11 protein-coding genes are annotated in these 12,779 nt (G+C 36.6%); 6 read left to right on the top strand and 5 right to left on the bottom strand.

The annotated features are described in order from the left end of the window. Nucleotides 1-123 precede the first annotated feature (123 nt). Nucleotides 124-1,383: a DUF445 domain-containing protein gene (locus tag QNH17_RS06360; RefSeq protein WP_283877915.1), complete on the top strand. Its 1,260-nt coding sequence runs from the start codon at nt 124-126 to the stop codon at nt 1,381-1,383. 150 nt (nt 1,384-1,533) lie between these two features. Then, nucleotides 1,534-1,899, top strand: coding sequence for a cytochrome-c oxidase (locus QNH17_RS06355; RefSeq protein WP_283877914.1), 366 nt, complete (start codon nt 1,534-1,536; stop codon nt 1,897-1,899). Nucleotides 1,900-1,975: 76 nt separating this feature from the next. Here QNH17_RS06355 and QNH17_RS06350 read toward each other — a convergent pair whose 3' ends face one another. Then, the gene (locus QNH17_RS06350; RefSeq protein WP_481858575.1) at nt 1,976-2,779 is read right to left on the bottom strand and encodes a 5'-nucleotidase, lipoprotein e(P4) family; all 804 of its coding nucleotides are present in this window, start codon (nt 2,777-2,779) and stop codon (nt 1,976-1,978) included. Nucleotides 2,780-2,946: 167 nt separating this feature from the next. On the opposite strand from QNH17_RS06350, the gene QNH17_RS06345 reads away from it, so the two are divergent. Together QNH17_RS06345 and QNH17_RS06340 are read left to right on the top strand one after the other, a co-directional pair. Beyond that, entirely contained in the window at nt 2,947-3,579 is a 633-nt protein-coding gene (locus QNH17_RS06345; RefSeq protein WP_283877912.1) for a TetR/AcrR family transcriptional regulator, read from the top strand. Nucleotides 3,580-3,639: 60 nt separating this feature from the next. After that, nucleotides 3,640-5,871 carry an MMPL family transporter gene (locus QNH17_RS06340; RefSeq protein WP_283877911.1) on the top strand — a complete coding sequence of 744 codons (2,232 nt, stop codon included), beginning with the start codon at nt 3,640-3,642 and terminating at the stop codon, nt 5,869-5,871. A gap of 71 nt (nt 5,872-5,942) precedes the next feature. Here the strand turns inward: QNH17_RS06340 and alaP are convergent, their stop codons facing one another. Beyond that, a complete protein-coding gene (gene alaP, locus QNH17_RS06335; protein ID WP_283877910.1) occupies nt 5,943-7,343 on the bottom strand; it encodes an alanine permease AlaP in 1,401 nt (466 codons plus the stop codon). 511 nt (nt 7,344-7,854) lie between these two features. Between alaP and QNH17_RS06330 the strand changes: the two genes are divergently transcribed. Both QNH17_RS06330 and ald read left to right on the top strand, forming a co-directional pair. Then, nucleotides 7,855-9,012 carry a PucR family transcriptional regulator gene (locus tag QNH17_RS06330; RefSeq protein ID WP_283877909.1) on the top strand — a complete coding sequence of 386 codons (1,158 nt, stop codon included), beginning with the start codon at nt 7,855-7,857 and terminating at the stop codon, nt 9,010-9,012. Nucleotides 9,013-9,141: 129 nt separating this feature from the next. Then, a complete protein-coding gene (ald, locus tag QNH17_RS06325; protein WP_283877908.1) occupies nt 9,142-10,275 on the top strand; it encodes an alanine dehydrogenase in 1,134 nt (377 codons plus the stop codon). 63 nt (nt 10,276-10,338) lie between these two features. Here the strand turns inward: ald and QNH17_RS06320 are convergent, their stop codons facing one another. The 3 genes from QNH17_RS06320 to QNH17_RS06310 are packed head-to-tail and all read right to left on the bottom strand — an operon-like array spanning nt 10,339 to nt 12,759. Further along, nucleotides 10,339-10,908 carry a 5' nucleotidase, NT5C type gene (locus tag QNH17_RS06320; protein ID WP_283879445.1) on the bottom strand — a complete coding sequence of 190 codons (570 nt, stop codon included), beginning with the start codon at nt 10,906-10,908 and terminating at the stop codon, nt 10,339-10,341. Continuing rightward, entirely contained in the window at nt 10,908-12,014 is a 1,107-nt protein-coding gene (gene ribD / locus QNH17_RS06315) for a bifunctional diaminohydroxyphosphoribosylaminopyrimidine deaminase/5-amino-6-(5-phosphoribosylamino)uracil reductase RibD (RefSeq protein ID WP_283877907.1), read from the bottom strand. The genes QNH17_RS06320 and ribD overlap by 1 nt, the downstream gene beginning before the upstream one ends. Next, on the bottom strand, nt 12,007-12,759 hold the full coding sequence (locus tag QNH17_RS06310; RefSeq protein WP_283877906.1) for a GTP cyclohydrolase II: 753 nt from the start codon (nt 12,757-12,759) through the stop codon (nt 12,007-12,009). Before QNH17_RS06310 ends, ribD begins: the two co-directional genes overlap by 8 nt. Nucleotides 12,760-12,779 lie beyond the last annotated feature (20 nt).

Here is a 12,779-nt window from a genome sequence, read left to right as displayed (position 1 = left end):
TGATCTTTTTTATAAACTTTAGTAAATAATCCAAATATAAGTAATTTTTTTTGCTTTTTTTTAACTAAAATTGAGATAATAGCAATAGAAAATAATATTTCTGAAAAATGAGGGGTTTCAAAGATGGTAAAAAGTAAGAATAAAAAAACACAGCATTTAGCAACAATTTTTCTTGCTGTGATGGGGATTGGCTTTCTAGCCACTATTCCTATAAAAGAGTCAATCTGGGGGATGATCCTGCAGGGTGGATTTGAAGCAGGTCTAGTAGGCGGACTAGCCGATTGGTTTGCCGTAACAGCATTATTCCGGCATCCACTAGGTATTCCTATACCACATACAGCACTGCTGCCAAAAAATCGGAATAGAATTATCGCTGGAATCATTTCCATGTTAGAAAATGATTGGCTCACCAAAGAGAGTATCCGTAGAAAAATTGATACCATTAATTTTACTGATAAAATATTTGACATCATCAACAGTGAATTACCTTCTCCAGCAGTCCAAAAGAATTTCATCACGATCGCTAAACATTTGCTAAAAATCTTTGATATAACAAGATTCGCTCCACTGTTAGAAGAAGAAATAAAAGCTCGGCTCCATGATATCGATAGTAAGAGTTTTCTTCCTTTGCTGATAGACCAAGTTAAGATTAGAAAGTATGATGAAAAAGCTCTTGATTACTTACTTAAAGAGGTTGATGATTGGGCAAGAAAGGAAAGTACCAAGTATAAACTCGGCGAGTTGGCGGTCGATGCGGTCGAAAATATCAAAGCTGATGGTTTTATGCAATTCGCCTTAAAATCATTTAGTAATTTGGTTAACGAGGAGAAATTAGGAAGTATGATTCAAGGCCTTATTTTAAAAGGGGTAGCTAGCTTCCAAGACCCATTAAATCAAAATCGCCAAACATTAATGATTCATATTGATAATAAACTGCAATCGTTAAAAAATGACCAGAAGGTCTACGATGAACTTAATAATCTTAAAACACAATTAGTTAATAGATGGGATTTGCAAGAACAAATTACAGAATTATTAAATCAGATAGAGCAAAAAGCTAATGACTTTATTGATAAACCTAACTTTTATGATGACTATCTCCTGCCAATTGTAAAAAAGGGCTTAGATGGGATCAAATCAGATCCAGAAAAAGTTCTGGCGATTGAAGCCTGGATTAAGAACCATATTTCTAGTTTTGTTGATAAAAATCATTCGAAAATAGGCATTCTTGTCAAAGAAAATTTAGAAAAACTGGATGATAAAACACTTATTAAGATGGTTGAAAACAACGTCGGAAAAGACCTGCAATGGATCCGGGTGAATGGAGCTGTATGTGGATTCTTAATAGGGCTTGTCTTAGTTGGTATTAAAGCTCTCTTTTAATTCACCTCCCAAAAAGCTGCCGAAAGATGGTGGCTTTTTTCTAGTATAAATTCTTATTTTGTCCTATTAAAATCAGAGTTCTTTTTCAGAAAAATCCTACATATTTACTACAGTAGTCATGACTTCTACGGTAAAAAAGGAGGCTGAAAAATGGCAATAAAGTTGATTAAAATTTCTGTGGTGTATTTTGTCATTGGGGTTTGCCTGGGTATGTATATGTCTATGACGGAAAGTTTTGACTTCACCCCTGTTCATGCCCATATCAACTTATTAGGTTGGCTGACTATGGCTGTTGCTGGTCTCATCTATGTTGGTTTTCCTGGTGCAGCAGAAACAACACTCGCAAAGGTTCACTTTTGGCTTCATAATATCTCTCTACCCATTATGATGATAGGACTCGCTTTTTTAGTATCTGGGACAGAAAGCGCTGCTCCCGCGGTAGCTACTGGTGGTACCTTGATGGTATTAGGGATCATTGTCTTTGCGATTAATATCCTTAAAAATGTTAGGAATTAATCTGCACTATAGTGTTTATATCATTTGTTACATGTACAACAAAAGACGCCTTGTTTTTTTGGGCGTCTTTTCATTGCTAGCGATAAATTTCTAATAATTTTCTTCTTAGTTTGATTTTTTCTTCATCTGATATCTTGTAGTTATAGTTATAAATGGCCCCTTCCCAATCTCCATACATCGGGTTTGGAAAAAGTATTAGTTTTTTACCGAATTCGTCCCTATACTTATCAACCGCCTGATTTCTTTTTGTAACAGATAATTTATCAAATCCACTAAAGTCCCCGAGGTTATCACCAAATAATAAGAGAATTTCATGTGTTTTCGCGACCTGATGGCGGCGTGTTTCTTTACCAACTTCGCCAGGTTGAATTAATAATACATGGTCAACATCTGCTTGTGGCGCCCCCACACTTTGCAAATTCTTAATAGTAGCATCTTTTTGTGATTCATAACGGTTAGAGATGTAAAAAATCTCCACTCCCAAAGATTTTGCATACTGCAAAAATTCAATGGCACCCGGTAGTGGTTTTGCTTCAGCCCGCTTAAACCATTCATTCCAATTAAAAGGAATTTTTCTTCCGGCCAAAACATACCATGCTTGGTGCGGACTGTTATTTAATATGGTCTCATCGATATCAAGGACAATTGCTGGTTTCAAGGCATTCTTGCTCCGTTTTTTACTAAAGATTTCGTCTAATCTCATTTTCCCAATGTTATAGCCTTGATAATATAATCCTTTGGCTTCCCCAGCTTTTTGAAACCAAAGCACCGACATCGTATTTTGTTCAGACAAACTAGCCATTTTTTCTGCATGTGCGCGAAAATTGGTTAAAGAAATAATAAAAAATGCTGCAGTGATTATTGTAAGAATTCTATTCAATACCAACACCTATCCCTCATTTAATTTTCAATATTAGTATGTGGAATAGGAGTAATTCCAATCATCCATTGGGATTCTTCTTTTTTGCCACTTTACTTCTTTCTCCAGTTTCGTTATATTTTACTTATCAACTGATAAGCAAATCATTACGAAAGGACCAATAATATATGAGCAAGATGAACATACAAGCGAAAGCAATAGATCCCAAGGAAACGTACCAATTGATTATTCATACTGCGCGGCGCTTATTCATGGAGCTAGGTTATCGCGCCGTTTCTACAAGACAAATTGCTCAAATTTGTGGTGTAACACAGCCGGCTATTTATCATCATTTTAAGAACAAACAAACACTTTATGTCGAAGTGATGAAGCAAACTCTTCACCAAACAGAACTTGACTTAAATGCATTCTTATCTCAGTTCACCACCTTTCAAGAAAGGCTTACTCAAATTGCACTCTATATGACGGAGCATTTTGAAATGGATCTGGCACAAATGTTTCACGACATTTCACATGAACTGCATCCGACTGAACAACAGCACCTCTATCAATCTTGGACCAAGGCCTTTTTAACACCTTTTGAAAAAATGATAAATGATGGGGTTTCAAGAGGAGAAATTAAGAAGCCTGCATTGATGAATACAAATACCACTGAATTAGCCTTTTTGATATTAAACATTATTAAATCCATTCTTGAGCCAGAAAATACCACCATACTCTCTACAGAGGAACGGCAATTAAAGGCCATGGAAAAAGCCAAATTAATGGTTGAAATTTTTATTAATGGAATTAGAGCGTAATTTAATTTTTTTTACCCACTACTTATCAAACGATAAGGAAATAAGATCGGAGTGAACAACTTGGAAAAACAATGGTTTAAGAAGTATGGTAATGCTGTAAGTGGAAAGAAAGGCAGATGGATCGTTCTTATTACATGGCTGATTCTAGCAGCTGTTTTAAATGCCACTTTGCCACAAGCAAATTCCCAAAAAAATGAGATGGCAAAAAATCTAGAATCAACAACCCCTTCACAACAAGCGAAAATTGTTGCAGAGAAAGAATTCCCGACAACTTCAGGTACTCCTGCCCTTTTAACCTGGTATAAATCAACTGGAATTACGGAAGTAGACCTTTCACTAATTCAAAAGTATTCCAAGGAACTAGACAAAAATCCAGTAGATTCACAGGATACTGTTGTACCTTTTTACCAATTCCCACTCCCAGCTCTTAAACAGCAGCTTTCAGAGGATGGTACAACCTTAATTTTACCTGTTACCTTTAAAAAGGAAGCAGACAAGGAGCAAATTGCTGATGGCATATTAACATTCAAAGAAAAAGCTGCTTCTATCTTTCCTGAGAATCCAAATAAAGCAAAAATGGGGGATAAGGATCGATTACTATTGCGAATTACTGGACCTGCAGGCGTTTCAACTGATGCAACAGCTTTATTTAGTCAAGGAGATCTTTCCTTACTATTTGGAACGGTTGCTATTGTTCTCGTTTTATTACTACTAATTTATCGTTCTCCCATTTTAGCCTTGATCCCATTATTAGGAGTTGGGATTGCCTATGGTGTCATAAGTCCCATCCTCGGTGGAATTGCAAAGGCGGGCTGGGTTGAACTGGACTCTCAAGCCCTTTCGATTATGACGGTACTTCTTTTCGGTGCAGGAACTGATTATTGTTTATTTCTCATTTCACGATATAGAAGTAACTTACTTGAAGAAACAGATAAGTTTTCTGCTATGAAACTCTCGCTAAAAAGTGCATCTGGTGCTATCGCAATGAGCGGGCTAACAGTTGTTTTCTCGTTGCTGGTGTTATTGCTATCCAAATACGGCGCAATCCACCGCTTCGCCATTCCATTTAGCCTTTCTATTTTAATAATGATGGCGGCCAGTCTAACGTTAATACCGGCACTCTTAAGTATTATTGGCAGAGCCTCCTTCTATCCGTTCTTGCCGCAGACTAGGTCAATGCAAGAAGAACGGGCCCAAAGAAAAGGAAAAACACTACCCCTTCAAAATGATAAAGAGGGTTTTGGTACACGACTAGGTAAACTTATCGTGAAAAAGCCAATCGAGTTAAGTGTAATTACGTTATTATTTCTAGGTATTTTTGCATTCTTTTCATCCAAAATTGTCTATACTTACGATACCTTATCTTCTTTTCCAAAAGATATGCCATCAAGAGAAGGGTTCAAAATCATTTCAGAACACTTTAATCCAGGTGAAATAGCACCTGTTCAAGTAATCGTGCAAACTGATGGGAAATCAAACGCTGTAAAAGAAGATTTAGAGAAGCTCACTTTCGTTGAACTAGTTTCTGAGGGGAAACAGGGAGTAAAAAATGCCAATATAATTAGCTATAATGTAGAAATGAATGTAAACCCATATTCAAATAAAGCAATGAGCCATATTCCAGACCTTCACAAAACAGTAGAGAACAGCTTAAAAAATGCTGGAATTGTTCATACATCTGATCATGTTTGGATTGGGGGTCTAACAGCAGAACAGTATGATACCAAACAGACAACCAATCATGATAGCAACATCATTATTCCAATTGTTATTAGTATCATCGCTGTTTTACTGCTAGTTTATCTTCGTTCAATTACGGCCACAGCTTATTTAATCGGAACGGTTCTATTATCATACTTTAGTGCACTTGGACTTGGCTGGGTACTTCTTCATAATATTTTTGGAGTTGAAGCAATCCAAGGATTTATTCCGCTTTATGCCTTTGTATTTATAGTTGCATTAGGGGAAGATTATAATATCTTTATGATTTCGAGTATATGGAAAAAAAGCAGGCATTTGCCACTTCTACAAGCTATTAAGGAAGGTGTTGCTGAATCTGGCTCAGTCATCACTTCTGCTGGCTTAATACTAGCCGGAACATTTGCGATATTAACCACCTTGCCTATTCAGGTCCTTGTGCACTTTGGAACAATTACTGCAATTGGGGTTTTATTGGACACCTTCGTCGTACGGCCATTACTTGTACCATCAATCACCGTCATACTGGGAAAATGGGCTTTCTGGCCGTCCAAAAGGACCATGGCAGCTGTAAAAGAAAATTCAGCGAATTAATATTTTTCCATAGAAAAAGCAGTAGGGATAACCCCCACTGCTTTTTTATTATAGTAATCTTTAATAACTTTTTAGCCTACTCGTTTATTTACCTTATCCTGGATCGAATTTCGCTTATGGAATCCTTTTGTATAATAAACCGCAACCAAGAAGACTAAGAATAAGGGTCCAATAATTAGTGCAATCCGAGTATCAGGATTATACGCCATTAGACCAATGACAAAAGCTAAGAAGGCTAATGAAAGATAAGAAGTAAACGGAAACAGTGGCATCTTATATTTTAGACCCTTCTCCTCAGCCGGCTTTAAAGTTTTGCGATAGCGAATTTGCGATAAAAGGATGACTCCCCAAGTCCAAATCGCTCCAAAAGTGGCGATACTCGTTACCCATGTAAATACTTTTGCCGGAACAATATAATTTAAGATAACACCAATCAATAATGCACCTGCAGAAGCTATGACTGCAACACCAGGAACACCACTCTTAGTTACTTTCGCGAAATTCTTTGGAGCCTCATCATGCTGTGCTAAATTAAATAACATCCGTGCCGTACTAAATATCCCACTGTTACAAGATGAAAGTGCTGCTGTTAGTACAACAAAGTTAATTATACCTGCTGCTCCTGGTATGCCGATTTGTTCAAAGGTTAGAACAAAAGGACTTCCTTTTGTACCAATTTCCTCCCATGGATAGATGGACATGATCACGAATAATGCACCTACGTAAAAAATAAGAATACGCCAGAAAACCGAATCAATTGCTTTTGAAAGAGACTTTTCAGGGTTTTTAACTTCACCTGCGGTAACACCAATCATTTCAATTCCTAAATAGGCAAACATAACCATTTGTAATGATAGTAAAACACCTTTAATTCCATTCGGGAAAAGACCGCCATGTTCCCATAAATTCTTAATGCCGGTAGCAATACCGCCGTTGCCGATTCCAAAGAAAATCATTCCAAGACCAATAGCAATCATCGCAATAATCGTAACAATTTTTATAAGCGCAAACCAAAATTCTAATTCACCATATGCTTTTACAGCAAGAAAATTGACTCCTGCCATTATCACTAGTGCTGCGAGTGCCCAGATCCAGCGCGGAACATCTGGGTACCAATATTCCATGTATATTCCAACAGCAGTAATCTCAGCCATACAGGTTACAACCCATAAAAACCAATAATTCCAGCCTGTGATATAACCAGCAAGTGGTCCTAAATAATCCCTTGCATATTTACTAAAAGAACCTGCAACTGGTTTTTGAATCGCCATTTCGCCCAATGCACGCATAATAAAAAACATAATCAGCCCTGCAACCGCATATCCAACCAAAATACCTGGTCCAGCCATTTTTATTGCTGTTGCTGAACCAAGAAATAATCCCACCCCGATGGCTGCCCCTAAAGACATCAAGGTGATATGCCTTTCTTCTAAACCACGATGAAGCTCTTTACCATTAGTGTTTTTACTCATATAAATCCCCCTTATGAATACACATTAGAATTCTCTCATCCCAGAAATAATTTCTTTGCTTTTTCACTATAGCAATTTTAGACTTTGTTTTTAAGCCTATTATTACTTAACCCTCCTTAAGACCTAATTGGCAACGCTTTCAAAAGGTAATTATGAAAATATTTTCTCTTTTTGAATTACTCGGAATCATTTTAACATTATAGCATATTATTTATTTTGTAAAAACACATGAAATTATTATATTTTTTTTGTAAAATTAAACAAAGGGATTTTTTATATTATGGCTCTGTTAAACTTGCCTGTTGATTTCCGCTCCAAGCACTTCGCTTTCCAATCAACATGGTGCCAAAATAAACAATAAGCACTTACATAGCCAATATTTTAATAAGACTACTATAAATCATTCTATATTAATCTGGGGGTAATCGTTCTGAATACTAGACTACCTGATCCATTTAAGACTGCCTTCGAAAGCTTAGATGAATTTGCCGACCTTATTAGTCAGGTACTAATGTGCCCTATTACTATTGAGGATGCAAACCACCGTCTACTTGCCTACAGCACACATGATGAACGGACGGATCCAGCGAGAATTTCTACGATCATTGGACGACGGGTGCCGGAAAAAGTTATAAATCAATTATGGAAAGAAGGAACCATTCCTGCTTTACTAAAGACCCAAGAGCCGATCCGTGTGAAAAATATGAGTGACATCGGTCTTAACAATAGAGTTGCCATTTCAATTTGGAAACAAGATGAAGTGATTGGATTTATTTGGGCAATTGAAATTGATAAAGTTTTAACAGATGAAGATTTTATTCTTTTAAAAAAAGCTGCAGATTCCGCAAAAAATAAACTATTACAGCTTCAGACAAGAAAGAACAAAAAAGAAGAACGTTCACAAGAATTCTTTTGGAAACTTTTAACAGGTCACCTTAAAGTAAACGAGGAGATTTTCGATCATTTCCATTCTCTACAATTAACACCACCTACCTCTTTTGCGGTTCTTGTTTTTCAGTTTCAGGAGAATATCTCGAGTAAAGTAGAACAATCCATATCATATCTGTTAAAAACAAATCAAAGAATAAAAATTATTCTTAACACAATAGACTGCAATCAACTCATTCTTATGGTATCCACAACTACTATTGAGAACCATTTCAATGAACTGGATCAATTTTCAAAATTTTTTGTTCTGCAAATGGGTGAGAGATATGGAATCAATGAGATCAAACCAAGCTATAGCAGTATTTATAAGGATTATCTACAAACAAACAAGGCCTATAAGGAAACCTTAGCAGTCTTAGCAATTAAAGAAAAGTTCCCTTTGGAGACCAAGGATATTTTTACCTATCAAAAGCTTGGAATCTATCAAATAGTGGATCTTATTTTAGAAAAAAGAAAAACTGAAGCCTATGAAAATTATGCCTTAAAACGGCTTCATGAATATGATCAAAAACACAATAGCAACTTAGTCGAAACATTAGAGGTTTTTTTAAATAAAGACAACAACATAAATGATGCAGCCAAGGAACTGAATGTCCATGCAAATACATTAAATTATCGACTTAAACGGATCTCTGAAATTGGGGATGTAAATTTCAAGGATCCTAATCAAAAGATGATTCTCTACTTAGATTTAAAGCTGGAAAAATATCAGGGGATTTGAACGTTTTGTGAAAATCTCCAAAAAGAATGAAAATCTTTCTCTTTTCTGAACAAAGAAATTCTCTAGGAAACATTTTATACTTTAGCCATAGCTAAACACTTTAATGTTACTAGGGGAGGAAATAAATATATGTTTATTGGCGTACCTAAAGAAATTAAAAATAATGAAAATCGTGTAGCACTAACTCCTGCAGGTGTGGTTTCATTCCTAAATGCTGGACACAAAGTATTAGTAGAAAAGGACGCAGGAATTGGAAGCGGTTTCACTAACGAAGCTTATGCTAAAGCTGGTGCTGAAATCATAGATAGTGCTGAACAAGTATGGACTAAAGCTGATATGATTATGAAGGTAAAAGAGCCTCTTTCAAGTGAATATAAGTACTTCCGTCAAGGTTTAATATTATTTACTTACTTACACTTAGCAGCAGAGCCAGAGTTGGCACAAGCTCTTAAAGATAAAGGCGTTATCGCGATTGCCTATGAAACCGTATCTATGAACCGAACTCTTCCATTACTTACCCCAATGAGTGAAGTTGCCGGTCGTATGGCAGCACAAATTGGTGCACAGTTCTTACAGAAAAATAACGGGGGGCTTGGAATTCTGCTTGCGGGTGTTCCAGGAGTTAACCGCGGAAAAGTTACCATTGTCGGTGGAGGAATTGTAGGGACCAATGCCGCTAAAATGGCCATCGGGTTAGGTGCCGACGTGACAATCATTGATTTAAGTGCAGAACGCCTTCGTCAGTTAGATGATATCTTTGGAAATCAAATCAAAACTTTAATGTCAAACCCTTTTAATATTGCTGAAGCCGTGGCAGAAGCTGATCTTCTTATCGGTGCAGTACTAATCCCTGGTGCAAAAGCTCCTAAGCTGATTACTGAAGAAATGGTAAAATCGATGAAACCTGGTTCTGTTATCGTCGATGTTGCGATTGACCAAGGTGGAATCGTTGAAACAATCGATCATGTAACAACACATGATAATCCAACATTTATCAAACATGGGGTTGTCCACTATTCAGTTGCAAATATGCCTGGTGCCGTACCTCGGACTTCAACAATGGCTCTTACAAATGTTACGGTTCCATATGCATTGCAGATCGCTAATAAAGGGGTTTTTAAAGCCATTTCTGAAAATGCTGCATTGTATCTTGGCGTTAACGTGGCCAACGGTGAAATCACGTATGAGGCAGTAGCAAAAGATCTTGGCTATGATTATGTAACAGTAGAAAAGGCCTTAGAAAAAGAACTTGCTTCAATTTAATTGTAATAAAAGAAGGCAAGCTATTTAGTAGCTGCCTTCTTTTTGTTATTGTATTAGGAATTATTAAACTTTTTCTGTTATGATTTCCTCAAGGTCACTCCAATTTACGATCCGTGGAAAGTTTAAATGCCGATTATAGGATTGATCGCGAAGAAAAATTTTAATAGATTCGTTCAATAAAGTATTTAATACTTCTGGTTTATCATCGAAGTAATAATCAAGCTTTAATTTTTTTATGATTTCTACTTTTTCATGATCCTGCATTCCGTAAAAAAATCTTTCATCCTGAACGGGAAAACCGTTTTCTTTTAACCAAACCTTCGTTCGTTCACCATGTTCTTTAGGTCTTGCTGTTATATAATATATCTCGTGCCCGTTCTTCTCCAGTTGTTGTAAAGTTTCAACAGCATCAGGAAAGGCTGGACATGACGTATAATAAATTTCTTCTAATGAATTATTCCACATTTCTTTCCCTTGTATATCAGTCAATCCAAAAGGTTCATGTATTTCAACTCTTTTTAAGTTATGAAAAATTTCAATTGGAACATTCTGATTCAACCTTTTATTATAGATATTAAAAGCATGTTCTCGTAGATTGATTAATGTATCATCAATATCAAAACCAAATCTCATCACATAATTCCCTCTTTTGAATAACTTGGATAGCCAATAAATTTATAATCTTTTCCAATTTTTATAATTGAAGTGTCCAATAAATCAACTGCATCAGCCATTTTCTCTATTCCCGTACCTTCGAGGAAAGTTGGTGCATGCTTTCCACCAATTAGTTTTGGTGCAAAGTATAGGATGACTTTATCAATACATTTATTTTCTAGGAAAGATGCATTAATAGTCCCTCCTCCTTCAATTAATACAGAAGAGACCAAGTTCTCACCTAATATTTGGACCACTTCATTAGGATCCACTCTTTCTAATCCATTAGTGACAAAAACTTTAACCCCTAAAGACTTAAGCACTTCCTCTTTTGCCTCGTCATAATTCTTGCTTGTAAAAATCCACGTTTCTGCAAGGTTATCGGTGACAACCTTTGACTCTAAAGGAATTTTTAAAGTTGAATCTAGAATTACCCGAATGGGATTTCTCCCATTTGGGATCCTTGTCGTTAATTCAGGGTTATCTTCTATTACTGTATTTACACCTACAAGTATAGCCATATTTTCATTACGTAGATGATGGACATCCGTCCTTGATTCTGCAGAAGTAATCCATTTACTATTTGAAGTATGTGTGGCAATTTTCCCATCTAAGGTAACCCCTGATTTTAAAGTGACAAATGGCTTTTTCTCGACAATAAACTTATTGAACACTTCATTCATCCTTTGGGATTCCTCTTGCAGAACTCCGATAATCACTTCGATTCCAGCATCTTTTAGTATTTTGACACCATTACCTGCAACAACAGGATTAGGGTCAAGTGTCGCGATCACCACTTTTTTAATTTCTGCCTCAACGATCGCGACAGCACAGGGGCCTGTCCTGCCATAGTGGGAGCATGGTTCCAACGTCACATAAATGGTACCTCCCTTTGCCGCTTCACCAGCCATACGCAGTGCGTGTATCTCAGCATGCGGCTCTCCTGCTTTTAAATGAGCACCGATTCCGACTACACGGTTATCATTCACTATTACGGCTCCAACAAGTGGATTGGGGTCGGTTTGGCCTTTCATTGCTTTGGCATTTTTTAAAGCTAGATCCATATAGAATTCATGATTAGTCATTTGGACAAGTCTCCTTATCTTTTAAATGACCCGAACGACTAATTTTTGTCTGAAGGTACTTTTCGTTATACTCAGATACATCACCCCACAAGGGCTTTCGGCCTGAGACCTCTAAACCAGAGCTTTTTAATGCTTCCAATTTTTTCGGGTTGTTTGTCATAAGTGTTACAGGTTTGGATCGTAATGCTTTAAGAACTAAAATCGCATCTCCATAATTTCTTGAATCATCAACAAAACCAAGACCTTCATTCGCTTCAACCGTATCATAACCGTTTTCTTGAAGAACATAGGCCATTGCCTTGCTAAATAAGCCGATCCCTCTTCCTTCATGGTTTGCTAAATAGAATAACGCTCCTGTACCATGTTCTGAGATCATCTTCATTGACTGTTTTAATTGGAAACCACAATCACACCGTTTGCTCCCAAAAATATCCCCTGTATGGCAAATCGAATGGAATCTAATAATTGCATCGTCTCCATATTCGAAATCTCCGTATACTAACACACTAGATTGTTGGAACTCCGCTAAATTAGCCGAAGATAATTTTTCAATAATTCTTTCAAAATCCTCAGTTACTTCATCACAGTTCAGCCAACAGTACCATTTAAAAACGACGGTTTCACCATATAAATTAACTGGAAGCCGAATCGGACCGACTAAGTATATCGCTCCTTTTTGTGACTTGATTAATTTAATTTTGTCTTCTAAAACAGAAAGCACATTCGGGCTTAGCGTTTGTTTCATCAAATTTATCCCCTTTTTAG

Origin of the sequence: Neobacillus sp. SuZ13 (genome assembly GCF_030123365.1) — a bacterium.
Taxonomy (GTDB): Bacteria; Bacillota; Bacilli; order Bacillales; family Cytobacillaceae; genus Neobacillus.
This window is presented reverse-complemented; position numbering and strand designations above follow the sequence as displayed.

What these genes read in the sequence shown, in the direction of transcription:
- QNH17_RS06360 (WP_283877915.1), top strand. Translation starts at nt 124, where the DNA reads ATGGTAAAAAGTAAGAATAAAAAAACACAGCATTTAGCAACAATTTTT.
- QNH17_RS06355 (WP_283877914.1), top strand. Translation starts at nt 1,534, where the DNA reads ATGGCAATAAAGTTGATTAAAATTTCTGTGGTGTATTTTGTCATTGGG.
- QNH17_RS06345 (WP_283877912.1), top strand. Translation starts at nt 2,947, where the DNA reads ATGAGCAAGATGAACATACAAGCGAAAGCAATAGATCCCAAGGAAACG.
- alaP (WP_283877910.1), bottom strand. Translation starts at nt 7,343, where the DNA reads ATGAGTAAAAACACTAATGGTAAAGAGCTTCATCGTGGTTTAGAAGAA.
- QNH17_RS06330 (WP_283877909.1), top strand. Translation starts at nt 7,855, where the DNA reads ATGTGCCCTATTACTATTGAGGATGCAAACCACCGTCTACTTGCCTAC.
- ald (WP_283877908.1), top strand. Translation starts at nt 9,142, where the DNA reads ATGTTTATTGGCGTACCTAAAGAAATTAAAAATAATGAAAATCGTGTA.
- QNH17_RS06320 (WP_283879445.1), bottom strand. Translation starts at nt 10,908, where the DNA reads ATGAGATTTGGTTTTGATATTGATGATACATTAATCAATCTACGAGAA.
- ribD (WP_283877907.1), bottom strand. Translation starts at nt 12,014, where the DNA reads ATGACTAATCATGAATTCTATATGGATCTAGCTTTAAAAAATGCCAAA.
- QNH17_RS06310 (WP_283877906.1), bottom strand. Translation starts at nt 12,759, where the DNA reads ATGAAACAAACGCTAAGCCCGAATGTGCTTTCTGTTTTAGAAGACAAA.